At 27.0% G+C, this 26,362-nt stretch carries 26 protein-coding genes and 1 tRNA gene; 11 read left to right on the top strand and 16 right to left on the bottom strand.

Annotation, left to right across the window (positions count from 1 at the left end):
* Window positions 1-427 precede the first annotated feature (427 nt).
* The 9 genes from F1B92_RS01075 (at window position 428) to F1B92_RS01115 (ending at window position 12,641) form a co-directional block, all read left to right on the top strand.
* Complete coding sequence (locus tag F1B92_RS01075; protein WP_154570071.1) at window positions 428-1,099, top strand: CRISPR-associated endoribonuclease Cas6; 672 nt, start codon at window positions 428-430, stop codon at window positions 1,097-1,099.
* Window positions 1,100-1,272: 173 nt separating this feature from the next.
* A complete protein-coding gene (locus tag F1B92_RS01080) occupies window positions 1,273-3,039 on the top strand; it encodes a TM1802 family CRISPR-associated protein (RefSeq protein ID WP_154570072.1) in 1,767 nt (588 codons plus the stop codon).
* Window positions 3,032-3,967, top strand: coding sequence for a type I-B CRISPR-associated protein Cas7/Csh2 (gene cas7b, locus F1B92_RS01085; protein WP_154570073.1), 936 nt, complete (start codon window positions 3,032-3,034; stop codon window positions 3,965-3,967). The genes F1B92_RS01080 and cas7b overlap by 8 nt, the downstream gene beginning before the upstream one ends.
* Window positions 3,951-4,655, top strand: coding sequence for a CRISPR-associated protein Cas5 (cas5, locus tag F1B92_RS01090; protein ID WP_154570074.1), 705 nt, complete (start codon window positions 3,951-3,953; stop codon window positions 4,653-4,655). The genes cas7b and cas5 overlap by 17 nt, the downstream gene beginning before the upstream one ends.
* The gene (cas3, locus tag F1B92_RS01095) at window positions 4,621-6,804 is read left to right on the top strand and encodes a CRISPR-associated helicase Cas3' (RefSeq protein WP_229770857.1); all 2,184 of its coding nucleotides are present in this window, start codon (window positions 4,621-4,623) and stop codon (window positions 6,802-6,804) included. Before cas5 ends, cas3 begins: the two co-directional genes overlap by 35 nt.
* Entirely contained in the window at window positions 6,801-7,298 is a 498-nt protein-coding gene (locus F1B92_RS01100) for a Dna2/Cas4 domain-containing protein (RefSeq protein WP_154570075.1), read from the top strand. Before cas3 ends, F1B92_RS01100 begins: the two co-directional genes overlap by 4 nt.
* 8 nt (window positions 7,299-7,306) lie before the next feature.
* The gene (cas2, locus tag F1B92_RS01105; RefSeq protein ID WP_154570076.1) at window positions 7,307-7,585 is read left to right on the top strand and encodes a CRISPR-associated endonuclease Cas2; all 279 of its coding nucleotides are present in this window, start codon (window positions 7,307-7,309) and stop codon (window positions 7,583-7,585) included.
* 9 nt (window positions 7,586-7,594) lie between these two features.
* Window positions 7,595-8,587 (top strand): CRISPR-associated endonuclease Cas1, encoded by a 993-nt coding sequence (cas1, locus tag F1B92_RS01110; RefSeq protein WP_154570077.1) that lies wholly within the window; start codon window positions 7,595-7,597, stop codon window positions 8,585-8,587.
* 1,075 nt (window positions 8,588-9,662) lie between these two features.
* Entirely contained in the window at window positions 9,663-12,641 is a 2,979-nt protein-coding gene (locus F1B92_RS01115) for a TonB-dependent hemoglobin/transferrin/lactoferrin family receptor (protein ID WP_154570078.1), read from the top strand.
* 112 nt (window positions 12,642-12,753) lie between these two features.
* On the opposite strand, the gene F1B92_RS01120 is transcribed toward F1B92_RS01115, so the two are convergent.
* The 16 genes from F1B92_RS01120 to F1B92_RS01190 all read right to left on the bottom strand — a co-directional run bounded on the left by F1B92_RS01120 (window position 12,754) and on the right by F1B92_RS01190 (window position 24,145).
* A complete protein-coding gene (locus F1B92_RS01120) occupies window positions 12,754-13,887 on the bottom strand; it encodes a DUF4857 domain-containing protein (RefSeq protein WP_154570079.1) in 1,134 nt (377 codons plus the stop codon).
* Window positions 13,884-14,558: a hypothetical protein gene (locus tag F1B92_RS01125; protein ID WP_154570080.1), complete on the bottom strand. Its 675-nt coding sequence runs from the start codon at window positions 14,556-14,558 to the stop codon at window positions 13,884-13,886. Before F1B92_RS01125 ends, F1B92_RS01120 begins: the two co-directional genes overlap by 4 nt.
* Window positions 14,558-15,385, bottom strand: a complete 828-nt coding sequence (locus F1B92_RS01130) for an ABC transporter ATP-binding protein (RefSeq protein WP_326833055.1) — start codon at window positions 15,383-15,385, stop codon at window positions 14,558-14,560. The genes F1B92_RS01125 and F1B92_RS01130 overlap by 1 nt, the downstream gene beginning before the upstream one ends.
* Window positions 15,386-15,400: 15 nt before the next feature.
* On the bottom strand, window positions 15,401-16,255 hold the full coding sequence (locus F1B92_RS01135) for an energy transducer TonB (RefSeq protein ID WP_154570081.1): 855 nt from the start codon (window positions 16,253-16,255) through the stop codon (window positions 15,401-15,403).
* Entirely contained in the window at window positions 16,248-16,634 is a 387-nt protein-coding gene (locus F1B92_RS01140; protein ID WP_154570082.1) for an ExbD/TolR family protein, read from the bottom strand. Before F1B92_RS01140 ends, F1B92_RS01135 begins: the two co-directional genes overlap by 8 nt.
* Complete coding sequence (locus tag F1B92_RS09450) at window positions 16,631-16,714, bottom strand: hypothetical protein (RefSeq protein ID WP_326833058.1); 84 nt, start codon at window positions 16,712-16,714, stop codon at window positions 16,631-16,633. The genes F1B92_RS01140 and F1B92_RS09450 overlap by 4 nt, the downstream gene beginning before the upstream one ends.
* A complete protein-coding gene (locus F1B92_RS01145; protein ID WP_326833056.1) occupies window positions 16,692-17,051 on the bottom strand; it encodes a MotA/TolQ/ExbB proton channel family protein in 360 nt (119 codons plus the stop codon). The genes F1B92_RS09450 and F1B92_RS01145 overlap by 23 nt, the downstream gene beginning before the upstream one ends.
* 12 nt (window positions 17,052-17,063) lie before the next feature.
* Window positions 17,064-19,610 (bottom strand): TonB-dependent receptor plug domain-containing protein, encoded by a 2,547-nt coding sequence (locus tag F1B92_RS01150; protein ID WP_154570083.1) that lies wholly within the window; start codon window positions 19,608-19,610, stop codon window positions 17,064-17,066.
* Window positions 19,611-19,881: 271 nt separating this feature from the next.
* Window positions 19,882-19,957 (bottom strand) — tRNA-Glu (locus F1B92_RS01155).
* 56 nt (window positions 19,958-20,013) lie between these two features.
* Window positions 20,014-20,247: a hypothetical protein gene (locus F1B92_RS01160; protein WP_229770861.1), complete on the bottom strand. Its 234-nt coding sequence runs from the start codon at window positions 20,245-20,247 to the stop codon at window positions 20,014-20,016.
* 109 nt (window positions 20,248-20,356) lie between these two features.
* Window positions 20,357-22,414, bottom strand: coding sequence for a heavy metal translocating P-type ATPase (locus F1B92_RS01165; RefSeq protein WP_229770858.1), 2,058 nt, complete (start codon window positions 22,412-22,414; stop codon window positions 20,357-20,359).
* Window positions 22,404-22,694 (bottom strand): YtxH domain-containing protein, encoded by a 291-nt coding sequence (locus tag F1B92_RS01170; RefSeq protein ID WP_154570086.1) that lies wholly within the window; start codon window positions 22,692-22,694, stop codon window positions 22,404-22,406. The genes F1B92_RS01165 and F1B92_RS01170 overlap by 11 nt, the downstream gene beginning before the upstream one ends.
* A complete protein-coding gene (locus F1B92_RS01175) occupies window positions 22,691-22,990 on the bottom strand; it encodes a hypothetical protein (protein ID WP_154570087.1) in 300 nt (99 codons plus the stop codon). The genes F1B92_RS01170 and F1B92_RS01175 overlap by 4 nt, the downstream gene beginning before the upstream one ends.
* 4 nt (window positions 22,991-22,994) lie before the next feature.
* The gene (locus F1B92_RS01180; RefSeq protein ID WP_154570088.1) at window positions 22,995-23,195 is read right to left on the bottom strand and encodes a hypothetical protein; all 201 of its coding nucleotides are present in this window, start codon (window positions 23,193-23,195) and stop codon (window positions 22,995-22,997) included.
* Window positions 23,196-23,216: 21 nt separating this feature from the next.
* Complete coding sequence (locus F1B92_RS01185) at window positions 23,217-23,816, bottom strand: hypothetical protein (protein WP_154570089.1); 600 nt, start codon at window positions 23,814-23,816, stop codon at window positions 23,217-23,219.
* Window positions 23,813-24,145 carry a hypothetical protein gene (locus tag F1B92_RS01190; protein ID WP_154570090.1) on the bottom strand — a complete coding sequence of 111 codons (333 nt, stop codon included), beginning with the start codon at window positions 24,143-24,145 and terminating at the stop codon, window positions 23,813-23,815. Before F1B92_RS01190 ends, F1B92_RS01185 begins: the two co-directional genes overlap by 4 nt.
* A gap of 192 nt (window positions 24,146-24,337) precedes the next feature.
* Here F1B92_RS01190 and F1B92_RS01195 point away from each other — a divergent pair, with 192 nt between their 5' ends.
* Together F1B92_RS01195 and F1B92_RS01200 are read left to right on the top strand one after the other, a co-directional pair.
* Complete coding sequence (locus tag F1B92_RS01195) at window positions 24,338-25,657, top strand: TrkH family potassium uptake protein (RefSeq protein WP_154570091.1); 1,320 nt, start codon at window positions 24,338-24,340, stop codon at window positions 25,655-25,657.
* Window positions 25,654-26,298: a potassium channel family protein gene (locus F1B92_RS01200; RefSeq protein WP_154570092.1), complete on the top strand. Its 645-nt coding sequence runs from the start codon at window positions 25,654-25,656 to the stop codon at window positions 26,296-26,298. Before F1B92_RS01195 ends, F1B92_RS01200 begins: the two co-directional genes overlap by 4 nt.
* The last annotated feature ends 64 nt before the right edge of the window (window positions 26,299-26,362 follow it).

Genomic DNA, 26,362 nt, shown 5'->3' on the forward strand with positions numbered 1-26,362 from the left:
TACTTGCAAATTTTAGAAACGAATCACCAAAAAAATAATTCTTTTGGATGATTTTTTATATGTAAAAATGCTAAAATAGATATTAGTTGCTAATAATCATAATTTAAATGATAAATTGTGATTGAATTTTTGGCATATAAAACGTTTTATTTGCCTTAAATTATAAATAAATTATTTAGTTACGATAAAATAAATCTTTTATGATGGGTGTGAAATAAAAAAATAATAAACAAAATTAATCTTAATTTTATAAAAATATTAGACTTATTATTGTTTAAAGTATCATATTTATTAGAAAATTCTTAGCAAAATAATTTTTGATTGTGGATAAAATTTAGCTGCTAAACTGAGTTTTTTATTAATTTAATATTGTATAATAAGCATCAATTGATTTAATAAAAAAATACTTTTACTCTAAGGATTAAAAATGTTAGAAATTAAAAGCAAAATTCCATCAAAAAATTTAGAAATTTATAAAGGTTTATCAAGGCTGATTCAAGGATATTTTTATTATATCTTACCACAAGAAGAGCATTTGGGCTACACTCATAACAGTGGCAAAATTTTTAAAAAAACAAATTTTTGTTTCACTCTTAAAGATGGGCTTTTACACATCAAATTTAGTGCTTTGGAAAAAGAACTAGAAGAGATGGTTGCAGTTTATTTGTTAAAAAATGGCTTAAAACTTGGGGAAATTCATATAATTGATACAATCATAAATTTAAGCGATCACTCTACAAATGAAACAAATATAAATGTAAAGGGATGCGTTGTTTGCAATATAAAAGGACTTTTGGATAAAAAAGTATATTTAGAGCCAAATGATTCAAGACATCTTGAAATGATGACAAAAAATTTAATTCAAAAATATGAAACTTTTTACAATAAAGCCTACGATGATGAGGTTAAGATAGAGCTTTTATGGCAAGATTTTGATAAATTTCAAAAATTTTACTATGGAAACAATAAAAATTATATGAAAGCTTGGCTTGGAGTTTGGAATATAAAAGCAGATAACAACTTAATAAATTTAGCCCTTTCTACTGGGCTTGGAAGTGGCGTGATGAGCTATGGATGCGGGTTTGTAGAAAAAGTTTAGCAAGGCTTTTCATAATATAATAATAATTTCAAAACCTAAAAGGTCGCCTTGCAAAGTAAAATTATATCAAAAGATATATTTTATGTCAAAATCATTTCATTATATATTAATATAAAATTTGACAAAAAAATTATTTTTTACTATAATTTGCAAAATAACAAAAGGAAGCAATAATGAGCGATATTATAAAAACTTTTTACAATATAGGAAGTATCTATAAAAGCGACGAATTAGCTATAAAAAATGATGCTTACAAATATGATAATATCAAAACTTATCTTTTTGACATAGAAACAAAAGAGATAACTCCAAGCTTTAATATCTTAAAAGATGACTTAATTATCACTCGCTTTGGTGTTGGCTCAAACTCAGGAAATCTTTTTCCAAATCAATTTTTTGATAAAAAAACGCATTTAAATTTAGACAAATTTATAAAAGGTGTTTTAACTGCTTGCAAAAATTTATTATCAAAATTTAGCGATGATTTTAGTGATGCAAGTTGTGATCAATATGAAATTTTAACTACATTAAAAAATATAGACAAAGAATTTTTTAAAGATAAAAAAGATGAAATCTCAAAACTGCAAGAAGAAAAAGACACAAAAACAGCAACTTATTTAGCTTTATCTTATAAACAAAAACCAATTTCTGCATATTTTAAAGATATCTATTTAAGCCATATTTCTAAAATTGAAAATTTAAATATTTATGGTTATGATATGATATCAAACGATAAAGGAATTGGCGGAGATGCAAATTTGGCATTTTGTTCAGTAAATGAACTTCCAAAAAATTTACAATATGTAAAACCTAGACTTTTACCGCTTAATCCAAAAAATGCAAAAATCGTTAAAATCGGCTATGACGCTATGGATAAAAAACTATCTCATAATTTTTATGGTCTAAAAATGGCCATTTTACCAACATTTTTAACAAATGACAAAAATATCTCAAAAAAGATTTTAGAAATTTTAGAAAAAACTACAAATGGCGATATAAATAGCATTAAAGATGGCGAAGAGATGATTGATTTAACTCTAGAAAATAGCGGACTTTCTTTAAAAGATTATCCTGTTTTAGCAACTATCTTATTTTTTAATAAAAACAATGCTGCTGTAAATTTATATTTAACTATAGATGATGTTTTACCATCTTATATAACCTACATTGCAAAAAATCTTGCTAAATATAAAATAAAAGCTTTTAATTCTAAAAGTGATCTCAAAGATATAATTTATTTGCAAAAGCTTTTTAATGATAACTTAGAAATTATGCAAATTTTACTTACCGATAAAAGAATAAAATTAGATATATTGCTTACCAAACTATCAAATTTGATAGTTTTTGGTAGTAATAATATAGCTTATTTTAACAATGTTAAATGGGATAAATATTTTAATAACTTCTATAATAATAGAACTATAGAAAGCATAGAAAAGTATATAAATTTCTTTAATGATATAGGCAAAATAAAATTTAATTTAAGAAAGGATATAGATGTGGAAAATTTATCACTAGATAAAAAACTAGATTCACTAATGGCAAATAGTAGCTTTTTGCAAAATCCGAATTTAAAAAGTGCATATCTTCTTGGTATGCTATCAGCAGCCACAATAAACTGGCAATTTGGAGTTTCTAAAAAAAGCTCATATGCTAATTGGCTAAATAATATAGGAGTTATAAACAGATCAAATCTTGAAAAAATTTATAAAAAATGCGATGAAACTATAAGAAAAATTTGTGCTACTTCTGGTGCTTTGAATAAAACTATCAATACCATAAAAGAAAAGCTTTTAAAAACACTACCAGAAACCGTAACAAGCAGTGAAATAGTAAAAAGCTCACACATTACGATAGCTTTTGCGATGGGTGGAAGTGATTTTAATAAATATATAAAAGATATAAATAAAAATGAAAAAACAGGAGAAGAAGATGCTTAAAAAAGAGATTTTATTTCTTTGGGATGGTGAAAATTTTAATCCAAACGGAGATATGCTAAATGATAATGCTCCTAGAATGGATGAAGAAACAGGTTTAGCAGAAGCTACTGATGTTAGAATCAAAAGGACTATAAGAGATGAGTTGATTAAAGATGATCCAAATCAGATTTTTATAAAAATATACGAAGATAACAATGGAAAAATATTAGATGCAAAAACAGCAATGATAGAAGAAACTAAACTAAATATAGATATAAAAAAAGCAAATAAAGATGAAATTATGAAAGCAATTTTATCAAATTTCATTGATATTCGTGCTTTTGGCGGGGTATTGCCAATTTCTGATAAAAAAGAGAAAGAGATTAAAACAAAAAGTGTAAGTTTTACAGGTCCAGTTCAGTTTAGGATCTCAAAATCTCTACATAAAGTTTCGCTTAAACATATAAAAGGAAGCGGAGCTTTTGCAAGCGGAAACGATAAAGATGCAAAAACACTTAGAGAAGAGTCTTTTTTGGACTACGCATTTTTTGCAACTTATGGAATTTTTGATAACAATAATGCCAAAAATACAAACTTTAGCGAAGATGATGCTAAAAAAATTCTAAAAGCTCTTTGGAATGGAACTAAAAATTTAACAACTCGTACAAAAATAGGTCAAATACCTAGATTTTTGCTAATCATATCTTATAAAAACAATGCTTTTACAGGAGATTTAAACAATCTAGTTTCAATAAATTCACAAAAAGAAGATGAAGCAATCAGAAGTATAAAAGATTTTAAAATCGATTTTTTAAATTTAAAAGAAAAACTTAAACTATACAAAAATGATATAGAAAAAATTGAATTCATTAGCGATTTTAACTTTAAAAATTTAAACGAAGATGAATTTGATAAAAGTTGGGTAGAAATAGATGTTAATAGCCTTTGATTTATGGGGAGATTATGCACATTTTAGCCATCCTGCGACGATTTACTCATCTTTAACCTACCCAGTGCCACCAAAAACGACCATAATGGGGCTTTTGGGGGCTGTAATAGGATTAAAAGAGTATGGAGAGCTTGCAAATTTAAAATATAGTGTTAAGTTAAACTCGCCCCTAAAAAAGAAAACTATGATTTTTAATGGCATAAAAGAGGCTCTTAACTCAAGCATGAAATTAGCTGATGGATACCAAGATGCTAGCGAAAAAAAGCAGTTTTATAAAGAACTAATTTGCCAACCAAACTACAGTATTTATCTAAATTTAGAAAATTTAGATAAATGTTTTCAAGATAAAATTTATAAAAATTTAAAAGAACATAAAAGCATCTATACGCCTTATCTTGGTATAAATTTTTGCATAGCTGACTTTAAATTTAAAGAAATAAAAAGCTTTAATAAAATAGAAGATAAAGAAATTTATGTTTCTAGCTTTGTTTTAGAAAAAGATTTTATTTTTCAAAAGGATAATTTTAACGCTAAACTTACATCCTATACGATGCCTTGCGATGTAGAAAATGGTAGAATCTTTAAAAAGTTTAAAAACTTCATCATAGAAATAAACTTAGGCAAACTTCTTACTAAAAATAGTGGCGAAATTTATGAAATCAATGGTGAAAGACTCTATTTTGTTTGATAAATTTCTATCTCATCCAAATAAAATATTCATAAATCACATTCTAGGAATGATTTATGAAAATGATACTAAACTAGAAAAACAGGTTAAAATTTATCACGATATTGCAAAACTTAAAAATAATTTTCAAATTTATATAAGAGATAAATCAAAAGCAAAAAATAAAGATCACTCTTTGCTAAGCGGATACTTTTTTGTTTCAAATAGCGACTTTGATGACAAAGATACTCTTTTTGGATTTTTAGCAATAATTTCTCATCACGCATATATAAAAGATTTTTATTCTTTAAAAGATCCAAACAAAAACTTTGGTGAATGCTACCAAAATGGCATTGAGTTTAGCTTTGCAAATGAAGTTATAAAAAATGCAAAAAATTTTAATGAATTTAAAGATATAAAATTTGATAATATACACGAAAAAGCTAAAAAATTATCAAGATATTTATTATTATCCGAATTTAAGCATAAATTTAGTTATGATGATTTTATAGATTTTAAATCTCTTTACTCAAATTTAATCTTTAATGATAAATTTGAAGCTATTTTTAGCTCTAAATTTACTCCATCAAAGCCCATTCAACTAAAACCACTTGAAGAATATATAAAAAACCTACCAAAAAACAAAAAAAGAGAAGATTTTAGACAATTTGTTTTATCAAATTTTGATAAAAATCACTCTTTATATATCCTGACTGCCCCAACAGGTTATGGCAAAACATTAACTGCTCTAAATTTCGCTCTTAAATTTAAAAAAGAAAGAGTTATTTTTTCTCTTCCTTTCACATCTATAATCGACCAAACTTATGATATCATCTCAAAAATTTATCCTCATTTAGAAGTGCAAAAAATCCACCATAAAACCACAATTCAAGATGATAAAAACGAAGGTATAGATTTAGATAGCGATAGATATTCAAAAGTTAAATTTATGTTAAACTCATTTAGTGCCGATATAAATATCACAACAATGTATCAGCTAATTTACGCTATATTTGGTAATTCAAACAAAGATAATGTCAAATTTCATAGCCTTAAAAATAGCGTCATCATAGTTGATGAAGCTCAGGCTTTACCGTATAAATTTAGACAAGATTTTATCAAGCTTTGTGAAATCATCTCAGAGAAATTAAACTCTGTTTTTATATTTATGTCAGCAACAATGCCAGTTATCAATAGTCCTAAATTTAAAGAAATCTCAAACCTAAGCTATTTCAAAGATCAAAATAGATATAAAATAAAATATTTAGATAAAAATGAAGATGAAATCATAGAAAAAATAAAACTAACCGCCAAAGATAAACATACTCTTGTTGTTGTAAATACTATCAAAAAAGCTCAAGAACTTTACTTTAAATTTAAAGATGAGTTTAAAACATACTCCATAAATGGATATATGACTGATGAGCATAAATTACAAATCATAGATGATATTAAAAAGCATCTTAAAAATAAAAATGAAAAAATACTTCTAATTTCTACACAATCCATTGAGGCTGGAGTTGATCTTAGTTTTGAAGTTGGTTTTAGAGAAACAAGCCCGATAAGTTCTATCATACAAACAGCAGGCAGGATAAATAGGAGCGGGGAATTTGAAAATGGCATTTTATATGTCTTTAATAGTATTAGTAAATTTGAATCTTTGATATATGGAGATTTACAAAAGATAAGCGATAATATCTTTAAAATTTTAAAGCAAAAAGAAGAGATAAAAGAGAGTGAAATTTTAGAATTTTCTAATTTATACTTTAAAAAAATCCATATAAATTTAGAAAAATTACGCCTTAATGACAATATGGCAAAACTTGAATTTGAAACTATAAATAATGAAATTGATAAAATTATAAAAGAAAGTAACTATAAAAAACTTATTATCATAGAGCCAGAGTCTAATTTTATTTCGAATTTAGAGAAAGATTTTTTTAGCTACAAAAACAACGATGAGTTTAAAATCAAAGATTTTAGAAATAATATCATTAAAAAAATTATAAAATATGGTGTAAACATAAGCCAAAATGATATTAAAAATTTTGGCACTTGTCTAGAAAAAGTAAAATTTTGCGATATTTATTATTTACCATATAGTTCGCCAGAATATGATAAAAATGTAGGAATTTTAAAATTCAACTTCAAAGAAGAGGCGTTTTCATGACTTTTTCACAAGAAAATATAACAGGAACTTTGGTAAATTATTATGCAACCTGCAAAAGAGAGGCTTGGCTGTATTCTAGAAAAATTCACGCACGCCAAGATGATGAAAATATTTTAATGGGCAAAGTTTTAGCTGATTTAAAGGAAAATTTGCACGATTTTCCATATTCAAATCTTAAATTTGATAAAATTGCAAAACAAAAAGGGCATTACATAATCACTGAGTATAAAAAAACTTTAAAAAATGAAAATGCTGCTAAAATGCAACTTCTTTTTTATATTTACACCCTTAAAAATTCTCTAAATTTAAAGAAAATTTATGGAAAAATAATAAGCGGTAAAAAAGTCATAAAGGTAGATGATGATAGTGAAAATTTTAAACTTATGGGCGAACTTTTAAATGAGATGAGTAAATTTTTAAGCACCAAAATCCCACCAAAAGTGATTAAGAGCAAATTTTGTAAAAGCTGTGCTTATAATGACTATTGTTTTTAGAGAATTTAATGTATATAATTTTATTTTACGATATTTCAAACAGCGAAGAAAAAGAAAAAAATAATGCAAATAAAGTAAGAAAACTTGTAGAAAAATATATCTCAAGAGTTCAATTTAGCGTATATGAAGGCGAGATCAGAGAGAGTGATTATAAAAAACTAACCTCTCAACTCAAAAAACTCATCCACATTAAATTTGACTCAATTGTCATATATAAATTTGCTAAACAAAGCTACACAAAAAGAGAAGTTATAGGAATAGATAAAAATGAACCACTTTTTAGTTGAAAGAGATTTATGAAGACAGACAGAACACATTTTTTATTAAACAGCGGTAAACTTTATAGAAAAGATAATAATATATATTTTGACAAATACGCCGAAGATGGCACTGTTTTAAATACAAAAATCATACCAATAAATTCTATAAATGAAATCTACATCCTTGGGAAAGTTGAGCTTGATACTTACACTATGGCATTTTTAAGCACAAATAATATCTTGATTCATATATTTAGTCACTATGGAAGTTTTCGCGGAAATTTCTATCCAAACTCACCAAATTCGGTTAATAAAAGTGGATTTGTACTTTTAAATCAAGTAAGAACTTTTGACGATGAGATAAAAAGAGTTGCAATTGCAAAGGAGATAACAAAAGCCAGGATGATAAATTCTATAAATAATTGCACAAAAAGGGGTGTTAAATTTCAAAGCAATACACACCTCGAGGCTTTAAGAAATGCCAAAAATATAGCACAAATTATGGCTTGTGAAGGAGCTTTTGCAAAAGAATACTTTACAAAATGGAACGAAATCATAAAAAATCAAAAAAGCTTTAAATTTACAACTCGTTCAAAACGCCCACCAATAGATAAAATAAACGCTTTTATAAGCTACATCAATACCAGAATTTATAATGTTTGTTTAAGTGAAATTTATAAAACTGAGCTTGACCCAAGGATATCATTTTTGCACGAGCCAAACTATAGATCCCTTAGCTTACATCTTGATTTGGCTGAAATTTTTAAGCCCATTTTAGGAGATAATTTGATTTTTAATATGCTAAATACTGGCGAAATAACTCCAAAAGATTTTCAAATAGATGCTGGCAGGATAAAATTTACAAACGAAGCGGTTCAAAAAATAGAGATAAAAATGATAAAATCTCTTACTACGCAAGTAAAATTTGAAAATAATTTTTTGACTTATAGACAAATAATTAGACGAGAAGCAAATCAAATAAAGAAATTTATTTGTGAAAACTATCCTTATGAAGGATATGTTAATTAACTAAATATTTATTTACAAAATCTCTTTAAAGCTAAACTTAATAATATAAAATTCCCTAATTTTCAGGTTTTTGAATCTGCAAATAGTTTTTTTAAGCAATTATTAAGATATTTATTTTATAATACATCGTAGCAATTTCAAATATATAGATGTTTGGTTGCTGTTTAAATTTAATCCTATGGATTTTGAAACGAATATAGTTTGGTTGATGAAATAATAGAAAATACGTTTAAATTTAATCCTATAAATTTTAAAATTCTACTAATTAAAAATTTAATCTCTTTTTGAATGTTATTTTTTATCCTTAGATACCTTTTGTCTTTTTATTTTAAAGGCTTTATTGATTTAGTTGTCTTATAAATTATGGAATTTAGGTTATATTGAAATATGATTGACTGAAAAATATTAAATACATAAAGTCTTTTTTTGCAATTAAAAAATTTGATAGTAAATGAATAGAGCTTATCTTATGCATCAAAAAAATATATAAATTTGAGTAGATAAAATGAAAAACATATAGGAGCTTCGTAGCAGATTATACAGAAGTATAAATTTAGCTAAATATTGTTTTAAAATTACAGAAAATGAAACATGATATTTAAAAAAAAATATTTAAAATAAGAATTTTTATTGAAAATAAATGAGATTTTACTAAATGCAAAACTATTTTAAAGGATAATATAGTAAATAAAAATAAAGCTACTTGTTTTTTCTATAAAATAGTAATAGGCAGATGAAAAATTAATATACAAAGATTAAATATTTTGATTTTATCAAATACAAATAAAAAAATATTGATTTAAATATAATTAAAAAGCGATTAAGTATAAACTCTTTGCAAAAAAATATTAAAAGAAAAAGATATTTATTAGATAGATCTATAGATAAGCAAAATATATGAAGTGTAGAATTTATTTAAAATCTATTTTCAAATATCCAATTGTATGATCGCCAAAGATAATAAAATATAATTTATATCCATTTTGTATTTAATCAATTATTCTATGAATTTAATTAGTTTTTAATATATTTATAATATAATTACTGAAAATCATTACCATAATTAAGGATTATTATGAAAAAATCTATTTTTTATCTATGTATTTTAAGTTTTGATATCTTAAGTGCTAAACCTCATCATGAACTCGATCGAGTTGAAATTTTTGGAAATCAAGAAGAAATCAAGGATAAAAAAATAGGAAAAATATTAAAATCAGATAAAATATTAGCAAAACAACAAGTTAGCGATATTAAAGATTTAGTTAAGTATGAAACAGGAATTAGCGTAGTTGAAAGTGGTAGATTTGGAACTAGTGGCTATACAATTAGAGGAGTTGATGAAAATAGAGTAGCCATTTTAGTGGATGGAGTTTCTCAGGCTGAAACTATCTCATCTCAAGGGTTTAATGAAATATTTTTAGGTTATGGAAATTTCAATAACACTAGAAATAGCGTTGAAATTGAAACATTAAAGCAAGCTACTATTCAAAAAGGAGCAAATTCAGTAAAATCAGGAAGCGGAGGGCTAGGAGGATCAGTTATTTTTGAGACAAAAGATGCAAGGGATTATCTAATAGATAAAGATTGGCATTTTGGTATAAAAGCTGGATATATGGATAAAAATAATGAAATTTTCACATCGACATCTTTTGCATTTAAGCTTAAGTGGATTGATTTTTTAGCCGTTAAAACAAAAAGATTTTCAAAAAATATTAAAAATTATGGATATAAAAGCTATCCAGAAATTGCAGGTAAAAGAAGAAAAAAAGCAGATCCTTACGATATATCAAAAGATAGCACTTTGGTTAAATTTGCTATAAATCCAAATGGAAACAATAGAATTGTCTTTTTGGCTGACATATATGATGTAAATTCAAAAGGACATGACTACTCTTACTCTTTTACTCCATCAAATCACAATACGGGAATTGTCAAATCGCAAGATGGTCTTAGACATACAGATGATAAATCAAAAAGAAAAAACTACTCAATTACTTTTGAAAACTATGATGAAAACTTTTTTTATGACTCTATGAAATTTACATTTTCTAATCAAAAAATCAAAGCTAAAGCCTATACCGAAGAAAAATGTCAAGATGGGGAAAACTGCTCAAATATAAAAAATCCTGCAAATATTCAAGTAAAAAATGGACAAATAAAAGATCAATATGGGGGAGGGTTTACGGTTGAAGGCTCTGGCATAAATAAAAAACTAATTAATAGCAAAGGAGAAGAACAAGATAAAAATTATTGGAGTTACAAACAACTTATAGGAGAAAAGTTGTGGTTTGATTGCAGTCTATTTAACTGCGATGCTTTAGAAGTTGATGTAATAGACTCTTATGGTAATTATAAAGACAAAAAAATAATAAAATTAAATTTAAGACAGACTGATGAAAATAGTAAAAAAATTTATGGTGCTTATGATTGGGATAGCTTAGATGTAAAGTCTAGACCTGATTACTGGGATGTTAAAAATTATGCAGTTATTATGCCTACAAATTCAGGGTATTTAGATAGGCAGTGGAAAGATAGAGATTTAAACACTGATACAAAACAATTTAATTTAGATTTTGAAAAATATTTTGAGGTGTTAAACACTGAGCACGATTTATCATATGGTGGACTAATTTCAAAAGAAGATAAATCTATGGTAAATAAAAGTGGATATGATGGAAGTGATGCTAAGTGGTGGGCTCAACCTTTTCAACAAATTCAAAATGGAAAGGGAATTAAATGTGATGTTGGCTTCAATGGCTATGCATGCCCTGTTCAAGAGACAAGTTCGTTTTTAATACCTGTTGAAACTACTACAAGTGCCTTTTATATAGGTGACTATGTTAGAGTAAATGACTGGCTTGCATTTGATCTATCATATAGATACGACAAATCAAAACATAAACCAAAATATGATCCAAAATCATCTCCAAAAATTCCTGATGATATGGTTAAAGGGCTCTTTATCCAACCAAATTTAAAGCCAATAGAAAGAAAGCATTTTACAGGCGGAGCTAATTATTGGGATTTGCCTTGGCAAAAAAGATCTGAGATAGATGAAAAAATAAAAGAGAACAAAAAACACAATGAAAAAGAACTACAAGAAAACGCACAAAAAAATATAGAGTATTTTTCACGCCCTAAAAATTATAGCAACGGCTCTTATCTTTTAGGAGTTGATTTAGATCCACTTGATTTTCTTAGAATTTCAGCCAAATACTCAAAAGGATTTCGTAATCCAACTAGCGATGAACTATATTTCACATATAAACATCCTGATTTTACAATTTCGCCAAATTGGAATTTAGAAACAGAAATTGCTAAAACAAAAGAGATGGCCGTTATTTTTCATAATGATTTAGGGTATTTATCTTTTAGTGCTTTTAAGCAAAATTATACGAATTTTATAGATTTAAAGTATATGGGTGCTCAAAATTTCCAAATAGTAGGAGGTGTTCAAAGACTTGACTTTTATAGATATCAAAATGTGAATAGAAAAAAAGCTAAAGTTGATGGATACGAGATAGATGCAAGACTAAATTTAGGTCAAATAACTAATGTGCTAGCAGGTTTTTCTCTAAATTTTAAACATACTCATCAAAAGGGTAGATTTGAAAACGAAAATGGCGAAAAACTTCCTATAAATGCAATAGATCCAAAGAAATTTGTCTATGGAATAGGTTATGTTAGCCCTAACAAAAGATATGGCTTTGATGTTTTTCTAACTAGCGTTAGTCAAAAAAAGGCCAAAGATACTTATGATATGTACTGGGAGCATGGAGGAAGTGCTGGAATTAATCACACTAAACAGTTAAGGCATAGAAGTGGTAGTTATAATGTTGTAGATTTGTTAGCTTTTGCAAAACCACTTGAAAATTTAACTTTGACTTTTGGAGCTTATAATATAACTGATAAAAAATATTTAACTTGGAGTTCGGCTAGGTCAATTAGGCAGTTTGGAACAAGCAACTTAATAGATCAAAGAACGGGTGAGGGCATTGAGAGATTTTATGAGCCAGGAAGAAATTTCAAATTTACTTTTGAATATGCATTTTAAAGCAAAATGGTATTTAAATTTACAGTTTAAATACCATATCTTTAAATTTTTGTGTAATTTTAAATAAATTTTAAATATTTAGCAATAAAATCAAAGCCATAAATTCCAAAACTCAGCTTTTAAATTTAATATTTTTATCTTTCAAAAAATAAAACATAACCCCAAAAAGTATGATATTTAAAATAAAACCAAAGAGGCTAAAATTTGCAAATTTAAATTTATAAGCATAAGAGCTATCTAAAATTAACTCAAAAGGTAAAAATAAATCTTTTATAAATTTAGCTTTTTTGTTTTGATTTATCTCATAAACAAAGCTTTTTATAGGCTTAAACTCATCATCAAGATGATATGAATAGATTTTATCTTCACTACTTATAGAGATGCTTTTGCTTAGTGGAGTGATGGATAGTTTAAAGCTATCTTTTTTAGGATTATAAGAAGCAAAAGGCAAATTTATAAGCTTATAATCATCATAGCTAATTAAGTTTATTTTATTATCTTTAGTTATAGCTAGCCCGTAAAACTCACGCTGGATTTTTTCATCAACTAAGATAAAATCTATATCTTTTAATCTAGTTTTTCTAACAAAAGGATGTGAGTTTATCATTTTTAGATGATAAATTTCATCTTTAGAGTCTTTTAGAAAAACTCCCTCATCAAAAGGTTTTTTGGTTATAGGATTTGAATAGTGATTTTTTATAGGAAAAATAAAGTCTTTTTCTTTTAAGGCTTTTGTGAAAATAGTTGAGAGATTTTCATCAATTTTTAATGTGGTTAAATCTGTAAAAATTAATTTATCTCCATCGCCACTTAAAGCAAATTTATTATAACCTAGTTTTAGATATTTAGGATTTGATTCAAATATTGTAAAAACGGGCAATTTTTTTTGATTATAAATTTCTGGTTTTAAACTAAATCTTTGAGAGTGCTTTTTGATTTTGTCGCTATTTGCCCACTCTAAAAATGGAAATTTGTTTTTTGAGATTAGATAATTATAGTGATTAAATGGAAGTGCTTCTAAATACTCATCAAGAGTTAAATTTTCATCACCATTTTTAAGATAAAAAGATTTTTTTAAATTTGGATTATGAGTTTGAACTATAAATTCATCATAAATTTCAGAGTAATAGACATTTGCTTTATGGCTTTTTTGAGCAAAAATTGTATCAATAATTCTAGGTAAAAAAATAGCTAAAATTAGGGCTATTATAATGGCTTTAATAAATTTAATATAACTAATTTTCATTTTATATATCCTTTTTTATAGTTATAAAACGCTTCTACTAACGAACAAATCGCATAAATCAAAGCTATACTCATATAAAAAAATCCAAACTCATTGTGATAAAAGCTTTTATAAATATCAGGTAAAATTTCAAAATATAAATATAAAAATGCTAAGCTAATTACTAAATTTAAAATAACTTGCTTTTTTATAGGATTTATTATAATTCCTCCTGCTAAAATATATAAAATAGTTCCAAAATAAAAGTTTTGTAAAAGTGATAAATTTATAATGCTTATAAACTCTTTATGATAAAAATTTGACAGTATTAAATTTAAAAAAACAAACTCTAAAAAATATGCAAAACAAACAAAAAGAAGTCCGATAAATACTATATAAGAGATATTTTTAAAAGTAGAATTTGGAAAATGTAGGCTTAATCTTAAGCGTCCGTTTATCCTTTCTTTTGAAAAAACCAAAATGCCTATAACTAAAGCAAAGATGAGATTAAAATCATCAAGCCTATTAAAGCTAAAGCCTTTTTCATACAAAAAGCTTAAATTTAGCATAACTGCATCATTTTGTTTAACAAAGCTATCAAGCCCAAAAGCTATGTAGAGTAAAAAACAAGCTATTATCCCTATAAATACAAAATAAATCTCTTTAAATTTATAAAACTCTTTTTTTATCATTAATACCGTCCTGTATATCCTAAAAATGCATCTTCAAAACTTAAATTTAACTCTTTTGAATTTGATGGAGGGCTGTCTATAAAACCATAAATTTCAAGTCTATTATCAAATTCAAGGCTACTTGTTATGCCTTTTATGCTGGTTAAATTTGTACTTTTTTCTAAAGCATAGCCTTTAAATTTATCTCTAAATTCTTTATAATCCATACTTAAAGGGGGCTTATTTTTTTGCATTATAATTATCTCATCAAGAAGCGTGTCAAGGTCATTTACGATATGAGTTGTCATTAAGACGCTTTTTTCTCCACTTTTTAAATACTCTTTTAAATAGTCAATAAAAAGCCTTCTATATCCAGTATCAAGCCCAAGCGAATAATCATCTAAAATCAAAAGTTCAGGGCTACTTGCAAAAATTAGCCCTAAAACGACTTGAGATCTTTGCCCACAAGATAGACTAGAAATTTTTTGACTCATATCAACACCAAGTTTTGAAAAAAGCTCAAAAAATCTCTCTTTTTTAAAGGTTTTTTTATACTGCTTAGCATAAATTTGATATAAATCTTTGATTTTTAAATAATCATATGTGATATGTCCTTCATATAAAAGCCCGATTTTTGCTTTAGTTTTAGCACTTAAATTTGAACTATCTTCGCCATAAATTAAGCATTTTCCACTAGTTGGGGCTAAATTTCCCATCAAGATATTTATCGTTGTGCTTTTTCCTACTCCGTTTTTGCCTAAAAGCCCTACAACTTTTCCCTTTTTTAAAGTGAAATTTAGGTTTTCATAGATTTTTTTTTTCCAAAATAGTGAGTTAAATTTATACACTCTACTGCGTTCATTTTACTCCTTTAAGTTAAAATTTATAGGCACAGTTATACTTTTTCCAATTGCTTCAGATGGAAAATCAATTTTTGCTTTATCTATGATTTTTAAGGCGTGCTCATCAAGTATTTTTATCCCTGAACTTTGCTTTATTTTTAAAATTTCAAAGCTATTTTTATTTCTTAATTGAAAAGTAATTATTACTCTACCTTCTGCTCTCATTTTCTTTGCTCTATCTGGGTATGTTTTGTGCTTTAAAATAGCTTGATAGATAAGTCCGTTTAAATTTAATCCACCGCTAGAGCCACTTATTCCACTTGCTAAATTTCCACCTGCTATATTTGCATCGTTTAAGCCAACTACGGTTGAGGCTTTAGTTGAGGCACTACTTTTTACGCTTGCTACGTTGCAATCCTTACAGGGCTTTTTGATAGGTTTTTTCTCAACTTTTTTCTTTTTAGGTTGTTTTTTAACCTCTTTTATGGGCTCTTTTAGGGGAGTTTTTTTCTCTACTATACTCTCATCTATTTCAGGAATAGGCTCGATCAGCTCTACAACCTCATCTATAATATTTTCTTCTACTGCTTCAACATCTTCTACTATTTTAGGCATATCATCATTTGATTCTATACTATCTATATCTGAAATTTGTTTATCTATTAAATCTTGTCTAGCACTTAATTCGGTATTTGTCTGAGTGGAGGCTATTTGAACAAAAACTAAGCTAAAAGCCCCACCCATCATCGCTTCATCTCCAAAATTTATCTCATCATCTTTGCTATTAGTTATGGCATAGTATATCCCTAGTGCAAAAGTGTGAAGCGATATAGAGATAGCTAAAGAGATTAAAAGCCTTTTTGTATCTTTATTCATTCTTTATCTCAGTCATAATGAGAAAATTTGATAGATTATGTTTTTTTAGAAGCTGAACGATCTCAACAAAACTTTTAAAATGAGCCTTTTCATCTCCTTTAAAAATAAGTGGAGTTTCTTTATTTAAGTCTTGTAAATTTAGCTTTAAAGTTTCTAAATCAACCACCATATCATCAAATTTAATACTTCCATCATCATAAAGTGAAATTTCAACTCTTTGCTTAGGAAAGTCATCGCTACTTTCGCCACTTTTAGGTAGAGTCATATCGATTTTGCCATACTCTATAAAGCTTGCCGCACATAAAACTATAGCAAGCAAAACAAGCATAACATCTATCAAAGGAACGACATTGAGCTTAAAATCATTTTCTATTTTCATAACTCATTATCTCTTTCATATATAGTTACGTTTTTTTGAGCCAATCTTATAAAAAAACTATAAAGCGTAGGTATAGCCACTAAAAGCCCAAATGCTGTTACATAAAGTGCAGTTGAAAGACCTGCCATATATAGTTGCTGTATTAAAATCCCCACTCAAACCCATATCATAAAAAACTATAATTATGCCTATAACAGTTCCTAGTAATCCAACATAAGGGGTATTTGCTCCAATTGCCCCAATACCTGTTAAATTTCTAGTTAGATCTATTTCTAAATCTTGCAAAGTCTTATATCTATTCATATCAAAAGTCATAAAAAATATAATTCTTTCTATGCTTAAAGTAATAATTATAAACCCCATAAATCCAAGCGTTCCAAAAATCATTAAATCAATATATTTGCTTAAAAACTCCATTTTATCTCCAAGTTACCATTTATATCCAAATTCTAACCAAAACTGACGCCCATTGTCATATTTTTCATAGCCTTTATCAAGCATTACTACATTTTTTTCATTTAAAACATTATTTATATCAAGCGAAACGTAAGCTTTTTGATTTTTAGCAGTTGGTATATCTAAAACAACTCTTGAGTCCCAAACAAATGTTTCATCAAAATCTTTATCTATATAATTTATATATCTTCTTCCCCCAATATCAACTCTGCCATCAGCTACAGTTGCTTTAAAACCACCTTGAAGAGTAAAGAAATTTGACCAAGTTAAATTTATAAGAGGAATTTGAGTTATGGTTGATAAAGTTACAGTCCAAGGAGTATCGTTATCGTTATCAGGAAGTTCGCTTTTGTGGATTATATTTCCTTTATATGCAACTCTACTTGCTCTTTCATACCCTAAATCATAGATATCATCATAGGTATTAAAATTTCTATTTGTATCTATATAGTTATAAGATATCTCAAAGCTATTTTTTATGCTAGCTATCTCAAATGGGCTTAAAGTTTTTAAACTTATAGTATAGATATTTGAATTACTTCTTCCATTGTTTGTATAGATATTATAATTCCTTGCTAAATTTACACCATCGCCAGCAGGAAGTCCGGCTGCTTGATTAGTCATTTGTCTAATTAAATCTCTTCCTTTTCTTCTTAAATATTTTGCATTTAATTGGAAATTCCTAAATTTTTGAGATAGTCCTAATGCAAACTCATCATCATAAGGAACATCTAGATCTGTAAATTTATAGTTATTAGCCCTAGTGCTATCATATATCCACGGTGAGTTTGGATTTGCTCTTTTATACGTGCTTCTTAGGGATTGTCTATTTTCTTTTAATTTATATGCAAAAATGCTTCTTCCATAGTATCTATTATATCCACCAAAAATATTTGTTTTATCATCATTAAAAAGATCTAAATTTGCATTTATTCTAGGAGCAATATTTAAATCTCCCATATAGTCATTTTTATCTATCCTAACTCCAGGTCTAAAAGTAAATCTTTCAATCTCAATACTATCTTCTAAATAAAAGCTAAAATATTTTAAATCAGCCTTAGTTTTACCTGAGTAATAATTATATTCATCAAAATACTGACCATTCCAACCTTTGATTTTTTTAGTGGGTATGACAGGCTCGTTTAAGCAAAATATATCATTTTTATTGCAAGTAAAACTACCTAAATTTTTAGCAACAACTGCGTGATAATAAGGCTTTGTTATGTCATACTTAGCATCTGTTTTTTCAAAACTAAATCCGGTAATAAATTTATGAGTTGTAAATCCTAAATCAAACTCATTAAACTCCATATCAAGACTGTAGTTAAATTTATCTTGCTTTTGTTCTACATCTCCACCCACTCCTTCTATAACAGTTGTAGTTCTACTGGGTGTAAATCCGAGACGATTTTGTGTCTTATACCAAACAAGCATTTTATTTGTATTAGTGTTTCTTGACATCTCAGATTTTGTATAGCTTAGGTTTTGAGTTAATTTTCCTAGATTAAATTTATATTCTATATTTAGTGCAGTTGTTAGTCCTCCGCCTTGAATTTCGGCTTTTGCATTTTCACCACCTATACTATAATAAGTTGCTTCATAAGGTGCATACATTATACTTGGTCTAATGATTAAATTATCATTTGCAAAGTAAATTCCTTTTAAAAAGAAATTTTCATTTTCTCTTTTTAGCTCTCTTTTTTCATTTAGTTTTGATTTATCATCGTAATCTTTACTATACATTCTTTGCAAAATTTCAGATTTTGTTCTATTATAGTTCATAAGAAGTCCAAAATTTTCAATTACATATCCATCAAGTATAATGCTTGTTTTAAATTTCTTAAAATCAGGCTGAAAATTTGAATTTGTAGCGTAGTCAAAATCATCTTGTCTATTTTTGTTGATATGAAATTTTTGCAAACTATCAGAAGTATGCCTAAAGCTTACTTTTCCATTAAATCTATATCTTGGATCTCTTGTTTTAGCCCTTACAACTCCGCCTTGGAAATTTCCATATTTAGCTGAAACTGAGCTATCCATAACCTCAATGCTTTCAAGTAGATTGGTATCAACGCCTATGCCTTGGGATGGATTTGTTAAAAATGGTGTTATATTTGCCACACTTCCAGTTGATAAAACACCACCTTTTGGATTAATATCGTTGTTTATATTTACTCCATCAAGCAAGAAGTTGTTTTGATAAACTTCAGCACCGTTTATTGAGATATTTTGTTGGATTATCTCGCCTGAGTTTTGAGAAGTTCTCTCACCTCTACTAACCCTAGCATTTGGGTTTCTTTTTATGATATCTGAAATTGTGCCATCGCCAGCATTTGTATTGTCTAAATACTCTCTTGTGTAAGTTAAAGAGCTATTAAAAGCACTGCTTTTTATAATGCCATTTTTAAAATTTATATCGTTTAAATTTGCATTAACATTTACATCTTCTAAGATTACGTCGCTCCCCGCATAACTTAAACTATATATTGTTATTAAAAATAATAATGATATTTTATTCATAATTTTCCCTCCGTTAAATTTGTAATTTTATTAGAAAATAGACTATAAATTTAAGATAATAAAGTTTAGCTACAAATATATAAACTTCCAATCATAAAACAAACTCTATTTTTCTGCAAGCTTTTTAAAAATTTATAAAATATCTTAAATATACTTTCAATTTTTAAAATTATTATCAGTAATTTTAATGAAATTAACTTAAAATTTAACTTAATTTTATACTAATGTTGAGAATTTAAAAAATAATAAATTTATATAAAAAAGTCTTAAATGGCGACCCTTGGAGGATTTGAACCGCCGTTTTTGCACTGAGAATGCAATGTCCTGAGCCACTAGACGAAAGGGTCTTGAAAGTTCAATTTTAGAATTAGATTATTAAAATAAATTTAAAATTTTATCAAATTTACTCCTTATTTGTGTTATTTTTTGTGTAAAGTTTAGTGTGATAGTAAGAAAATCCTACCAACGCAGCACCTGAGATTATGTGTAAATTTTTACCAAATTTACTTTTTGTGTTAAAAGCACTCAAAACAACAAGCCCCATAGAGATAGTCATTCCAAGCTTTGCTATCTCTTTTTGAGTTGTTATATCAAGAAATTTCGTCTTTTTTTCTTTTGCTAAATTTTCTTTTTGCATTTGAACTAGCTTCATAAATCATCACTCCTGTAATCACTAATAAAACAGAATTTATTAAAACAAATGGCATATAAAATCCTCAATTATGATAGATGCTATTGTATTAAATTTACTCTGATTTCTTGCTTAAATTTATACCTTTTATTGAATTTAGTAAAAGCCCAATTGTAGTTCCATTGTGTAAAACTGCAGTAATTGCAGGGCTTAGACGACCGATAGTTGCACCAAATAAAATTAATGAGTTAATTAAAACCGTGATTTTAAAATTTTTATTTATTAAATTCATGGTTTTGTTTGCTAGCTCTTTTGTCGTTGCAACTGCATAAAAATCATCTTTCAACAAGCTAATATCAGCCGTAACTTTTGCTATATCAGCACCTCTTTGCATACTTATACCTACATTTGCTTTAACTAAAGATGGTGCATCATTTATTCCATCGCCACAAAAAGTAATATTTTTGCCGCTATTTATTAAATTTTCTATAATCTTTGCTTTATCAGTTGGTAAAAGCTCAGCATAAAAATTATCTATACCCAAATCTTTTGCTACTTTTGCAGCCTTATCCTTAATATCTCCTGTAAGCATCACAATCTCTTTTACGCCAAGATTTTTTAGTTTTTTAATGGTAGCTTTTGCATTTGATCTTATCTCGTCTTTTAACGTGATAATGCCAAGTAATTTTTTATCATAAGCTATATAAAGCACAGCACACCCCGTATTTAAAGCACTTTGAATTTCTTGAGTATTTTCCTGAAATGAAACTTTTTCATCATCTTCTAAAAAGTGCCTACTGCCAATTAATACCTCTTTTTTATTATAGTGTGTTTTTATGCCATGAGCTACTATAAATTCAACCTCATCGTGGTGCATATGTTCAAAACCTAGCTTCTTTGCAGCATCCACAACAGCTTCTGCTATTGGATGGAAATAATGTTCTTCAACGCTAGCGGCTAAATTTAAAAGACTCTCTTTATCCCAAAATTCATCAAAGCTAATAACATCTTGAACCCTTAAAACCCCATTTGTTAAAGTGCCAGTTTTATCAAAAACAAAAACATCGCTTTTTGCTAAAGCTTCAATAGATTTAGCACCTTTTATTAAAATTCCTGCTTTTCCTGCTTTTGAAATGCTACTTTTAAAAGCAACTGGTGTTGGAAGTTTTAAAGCACAAGAATAATCAGCTTGCAAAACCGATGCTACACTTGTTGTGTTTTTGTTTATAAGATATGAAATGCCTGCTAAACTTAGAGTTAAAGGAACTAATTTATCAGCAAGTTTTGTGGCTTTTAATCCTATTTGAGACTTTTCATTAAGAGAATTTTGGATATATTTTTTTATACGTTGCGTGCTTGTATTTTCTCCTGAAAATTCTGTCCAAATTTTAATCTTTCCTTCTTCAACAACAGTTCCACTCATTACGTGTTGCCCGCGTTCTTTTATAATAGAGCCTGCCTCTCCTGTCATAGATACTTGATTTATACTAGCACTACCTTCAACTATATATCCATCAATAGCAATACTCTCTCCAGCCCCAACTACTACAATATCACCTTTTTTAATATCATTAGCACTTATTTTTTTAAGAACTTTTTTTTCGTTTTCTATTATTTCGACCCAAGCTTCTTTGATATTAGGCTTAGCTAATTCCTTGATTAAATCATCGCTTTTATGGATAGTGCTTTCTTCCATATATTCGCCTATACTTAGCATTAAATTTGTACTATTGGCTGCTAAATAATCTTTTCTAAAAAGAGATATTGTAATTGCAAGAGCTTCTAAGACTTTTGATGTAAGACCTTGTTTTAAAAGCTCATAAAATCCCTCTCTTAGGACAGGAAATGATGAAGATATACTAACCAAAGCTTTTGATTTTGTTAAAAATGGAGTTATCAAGCAAGAAATACCAGCAATGGCTATATTTTTCTTGCTGATAGAATTTTGTTGTTTTGTAGTTAGTGAAATTTTAGAAATTTTTTCCAAAATTTCATCTAAATTTCCATTGAATTTCAAAACAATGCATTGAGAAATTTTATTAACCCTAACTCCAAAAACTCCATCTAAATTTGAGATTTCATTTTCTAAATTTCTTTCATCAGTATTGCGTTTTAATCCATTATGCAAAAATCTAACGCGATTTTTAGTTTGATGAACTATTTTAAAACTCATTTTCTTCAAGCTCTGCTTTTGCATCTTCAAATCTCTCTTTTATCTCTTCACTTCCAGCTTGAATTAATTGATTGATTTTAAGGATTGATTTAAATAGTGTTTGTTGAGCTTTTTCGTTTGTTAAAAGATATGCACCAACTGCTCCAATAACTGCACCTTGAAAAAAACTAGCAGAGTTAAAGCTATTAGGCAATAAAGATCCTAAAATTCCGCTATTTTGAGAATTTGATAAATTATGTTGTATTTTTTCTTGATTTTGTTGAATGTATGGATTTTTCATTTTATCTCCTTTTGTTTAAAAATATTTTCTAAAGCAATTATAAAACCAATTCCAAGAGCTATGTCAAAACTAGCTTTGAGATAGTTTTTTTGCACGATTTTATTTGATGCACTAATTGCAAGCGAGGTTGCGATTGCACTCTTTAATGAATATTTTGCAATATTTTTTGCAATTTGTGTTTTTGTGGTGTTTTTGTTTTGAATTTCAATAGCACCAGCTGTAATACCGCCAATCAAAGCACCACTAATAAAATGATCAGCAGGAAGCCTTGTATTTGATATTTGTAAATTTAACATATTATTATCCTTTATCGATATTTTTTGTTGATGAATTGATATTTTCATCACATGTATTTGTGCAACAATTATCTTTTAAATTTTGTGCTATATCTTTACCTTTTTCAATGCTTTGATAAAAAAAATCTTCGATTTTGTCTCTATTTTTAAAAGCAACTACTGCCAATGAACCAACAGCCAAACCAGCTATAAATGGAAGTGCCATAATATCTCCTTTAATCTAAATTTATATTTTTTCTTTGAGAATTTCATTTATAAAAATTCCGCCCAACGCTCCAACTCCAGCACCCAACAAAAAAGAAAAATATGGATGATTTAGAAATGATTGAATTTCATTTTGAGATGCTTTACCATTTTTAAGTTTTTTTAAAATTTTACTCAATTCTTTGATAGAATTTACATCTAAATTTAAACCAAATTGTTTTAAATTTTCAATACCAAAAAAATCTTGTTTTAAGACATCTTCGCATTTTGAAAGCTCTAAATTTAACGCTTTTTTATACTCATTTTCAGATGTTGCCCAAAGTCTGAAAAATATATCTCTTAAAGCATTGTCTGTTACGGAATTTGTAATATCATCGTAAATAAATGATGCTTTATTTTCATAAGTTAAAGCAAGTATAATTCCATCTTTTAAGGATATTAAATTTTGTGGTGCAATTTCATCTAAACTTTCATCTGTTTTGAAATTTTGTAATAAATTTAAACCAGACTTTTTGATTTCTAAAATTTGATTAAAAATTTCACAACCAAATTTATTAAAAAGCTCACTGTAAAGCAAAATCCCTTCATTTTCATAGTTTAATGCTATTTGTAACTCTTTCATAAAACCTCTTTCATTTTTTCATCTATTTTAGATATGAAATTTTCGACTTTTTTATTTTCAATTATATCGATCCAAAATTCCTTACTATATTCATTTTTATCATATTCTATAGTAATAAAGCCAAGTAGTGAGTTAAATTTAAAATTTTTAATGCCTTTTATCTCTTGAAGCATTTGATTTAGTTTGTTTAAATCAACTTTTTCTACATTATTAATCTTTTTTAACTCATCTTTTATTTTACTAGAAACCCTAACTCTTAAACGCCCATGAGTATGGTGAATTATCGAACAATGTGATAAAATACTAATTAAAAAATCTTTTGTTACCATTTTTTTTCCTTTTGCGATGTAATTATGCAAAAATAACCTAAATTTAAACTTAATATCATTTGAAAATCATTATTATTTAAATATGGATAAAATTTTATACAAATTTGCTAATATTAAAATTTTATAAACTTTTTTAAAATTGCTAAGATTTAAATAAAAATGATATAATTCTACACTGATTTTGGAGAAAAGATGAATAAAGCTTTTAAGATAATATTATTGTCTTATGTGTGTATGGCTTTGATTGGAGCTTTTATACTTAATATGGACATTATGAGAACTAAACAATTAAGCTTTTTGGAGTTATTTTTTGTAACGTCTTCTGCTATTTGTGTAACTGGACTTAGCACTTTTAATATCTCTACAGATCTTAGCATTTATGGTCAAAGCGTGATTTTAGCTCTCATACAAATTGGTGGATTTGGTTTTATTCTTATGGCTGCTTTAATTTTTATTTTGTTTAGGCAAAAAATAGGCTATTTTGGCAGAAATTTACTAATACAACAAACAAGCTATCCAAATTTTAAAGGAATTATAAAATTTAGTATAAAAATTTTTATTTTTGTTTTTACGATAGAGTGCATTGGTGCTTTTTTGATATTTTTAGATTTATCTTTTAATATGAGTATAAAACAAAGTATTTTTCATGCTGTTTTTCACTCTATTTCTGCTTTTAATAATGCAGGTTTTTCTACATTTTCAAATAACTTAGTCAATCAAAGCTTCATATTAAATTTTATAATTAGCATTTTAATAATTTTAGGCGGTCTTGGATTTTTGGTAATAGATGAGTGTATTTTGTATTATAAAAAGCAAATTTATAGATTAAGTGTGCATTCAAAAATCGTCCTAATATCTACTATCGTATTTTTATTTATTGGTTTTGCTCTTATATTTTTGTTTGAATACAATAATACTCTAAGCCATTTTGATATATTTAATAAAATTTCAAATGCTTTTTTTTATTCTGTAAATTTAAGAACTTCTGGATTTAATACATTTGATATATCAAATTTAAACGATCAAAGCATATTTTTTTCGTCTATTTTAATGGTTATAGGTGCTAGTCCTGGCGGAACAGCTGGAGGTATAAAAACAGTAACAGTTGCAATTTTTCTTATATACACATTTAAATCTTTTAGAAATGAGGATTGCGTTGTATTTAAAAGAGAAATTCCAAAACAAACAGTAAACAAAGCTTTTTTGATTTTAGTAAGTGCTTTATTTTATATAATGATATCTACTTTAATCTTAAGTGCTACTCAAGATAGAGAAAATAAACAGTTTTTAGATATATTTTATGAAATTTGCTCTGCTTTTGGAACAGTAGGATTAAGCATAGGAGATGGAGGGTCGGCATCTTTAACATCTAAATTTAACGACTTTGGTAAAATTTATATAATTATTTTGATGTATCTTGGCAGGGTTGGGGTGTTTGCTTTTAGTGTAGTGATAATAACAAAAAAGAATAAAGAAAAAATTTCATATTTAGAAGAGGATGTTATATTATGAAAACATATGTGGTAATAGGCGTTGGAAAATTTGGCTCTGTACTGGTCAATGAGCTTATTAAGAGTAATTCGAATTTAATATGTATAGATAAAAATAAAAATAGCTTTAAAAATTTAACACACATACCAGAAAATTGCGTAATAGCAGATGCAAGCAATATAGAAATTCTCAAGCAAAGTGGCGTCACTCAAGCCGATACTGCAATCATAAGTCTTGGAGATAATAATCAAAGTGCTATTTTAAGCCTTATGGCATTAAAAGAACTTGGTGTAAAAGAGATTATAGTTAAAGCCGAAGATACAACATATGGTCAAATTTACTCAAAACTTGGAGCAAATAAAGTAATATATCCAAACAGAGATATTGCATTAAATTTAGCAAATGATTTATTGGCTCATCCTAATTATACTATTTTTAATATAACTACATCAATGAAAATTTTAAAACTTCATATTGACTCGAAATTGGCTGAAAAAAAGATTTCTGATTTTAATCAAAATGTAAGCGTGATTGCTCATAAAAATGAAAATAAGTGGACGCAACATCCAAATGAACTTAATACTCTAAAAATTAGAGATACTTTAATAATAATTGGCACAAAAGAAGAGATTGATAAATTTATAAAAAAATATGAAATTTAATTAAATTTAGCTAAATAAAGAAAACTTTATAATTGAGATTAAATTTATGATTATAAAATTTTCC

It is taken from the genome of Campylobacter portucalensis, from assembly GCF_009690845.1.
Classification (GTDB): Bacteria; Campylobacterota; Campylobacteria; order Campylobacterales; family Campylobacteraceae; genus Campylobacter_B; species Campylobacter_B portucalensis.

Bases quoted from the DNA above. Each gene is read 5' to 3' on its own strand.
- F1B92_RS01175 (WP_154570087.1), bottom strand. From the start codon at position 22,990: ATGTTAAATTTACAAATATCAAATACAAGGCTTCCTGCTGATCATTTT.
- F1B92_RS01135 (WP_154570081.1), bottom strand. From the start codon at position 16,255: ATGAATAAAGATACAAAAAGGCTTTTAATCTCTTTAGCTATCTCTATA.
- F1B92_RS01180 (WP_154570088.1), bottom strand. From the start codon at position 23,195: ATGGCACTTCCATTTATAGCTGGTTTGGCTGTTGGTTCATTGGCAGTA.
- cas1 (WP_154570077.1), top strand. From the start codon at position 7,595: ATGAAGACAGACAGAACACATTTTTTATTAAACAGCGGTAAACTTTAT.
- F1B92_RS01125 (WP_154570080.1), bottom strand. From the start codon at position 14,558: ATGATAAAAAAAGAGTTTTATAAATTTAAAGAGATTTATTTTGTATTT.
- F1B92_RS01165 (WP_229770858.1), bottom strand. From the start codon at position 22,414: ATGAGTTTTAAAATAGTTCATCAAACTAAAAATCGCGTTAGATTTTTG.
- F1B92_RS01145 (WP_326833056.1), bottom strand. From the start codon at position 17,051: ATGGAGTTTTTAAGCAAATATATTGATTTAATGATTTTTGGAACGCTT.
- cas3 (WP_229770857.1), top strand. From the start codon at position 4,621: ATGAAATCAATGGTGAAAGACTCTATTTTGTTTGATAAATTTCTATCT.
- F1B92_RS01120 (WP_154570079.1), bottom strand. From the start codon at position 13,887: ATGAAAATTAGTTATATTAAATTTATTAAAGCCATTATAATAGCCCTA.
- cas2 (WP_154570076.1), top strand. From the start codon at position 7,307: ATGTATATAATTTTATTTTACGATATTTCAAACAGCGAAGAAAAAGAA.
- F1B92_RS01150 (WP_154570083.1), bottom strand. From the start codon at position 19,610: ATGAATAAAATATCATTATTATTTTTAATAACAATATATAGTTTAAGT.
- cas7b (WP_154570073.1), top strand. From the start codon at position 3,032: ATGCTTAAAAAAGAGATTTTATTTCTTTGGGATGGTGAAAATTTTAAT.
- cas5 (WP_154570074.1), top strand. From the start codon at position 3,951: ATGTTAATAGCCTTTGATTTATGGGGAGATTATGCACATTTTAGCCAT.
- F1B92_RS01185 (WP_154570089.1), bottom strand. From the start codon at position 23,816: ATGAAAGAGTTACAAATAGCATTAAACTATGAAAATGAAGGGATTTTG.
- F1B92_RS01190 (WP_154570090.1), bottom strand. From the start codon at position 24,145: ATGGTAACAAAAGATTTTTTAATTAGTATTTTATCACATTGTTCGATA.
- F1B92_RS01100 (WP_154570075.1), top strand. From the start codon at position 6,801: ATGACTTTTTCACAAGAAAATATAACAGGAACTTTGGTAAATTATTAT.
- F1B92_RS01200 (WP_154570092.1), top strand. From the start codon at position 25,654: ATGAAAACATATGTGGTAATAGGCGTTGGAAAATTTGGCTCTGTACTG.
- F1B92_RS01160 (WP_229770861.1), bottom strand. From the start codon at position 20,247: ATGCAAAAAGAAAATTTAGCAAAAGAAAAAAAGACGAAATTTCTTGAT.
- F1B92_RS01075 (WP_154570071.1), top strand. From the start codon at position 428: ATGTTAGAAATTAAAAGCAAAATTCCATCAAAAAATTTAGAAATTTAT.
- F1B92_RS01140 (WP_154570082.1), bottom strand. From the start codon at position 16,634: ATGAAAATAGAAAATGATTTTAAGCTCAATGTCGTTCCTTTGATAGAT.
- F1B92_RS01115 (WP_154570078.1), top strand. From the start codon at position 9,663: ATGAAAAAATCTATTTTTTATCTATGTATTTTAAGTTTTGATATCTTA.
- F1B92_RS01195 (WP_154570091.1), top strand. From the start codon at position 24,338: ATGAATAAAGCTTTTAAGATAATATTATTGTCTTATGTGTGTATGGCT.
- F1B92_RS01170 (WP_154570086.1), bottom strand. From the start codon at position 22,694: ATGAAAAATCCATACATTCAACAAAATCAAGAAAAAATACAACATAAT.
- F1B92_RS01080 (WP_154570072.1), top strand. From the start codon at position 1,273: ATGAGCGATATTATAAAAACTTTTTACAATATAGGAAGTATCTATAAA.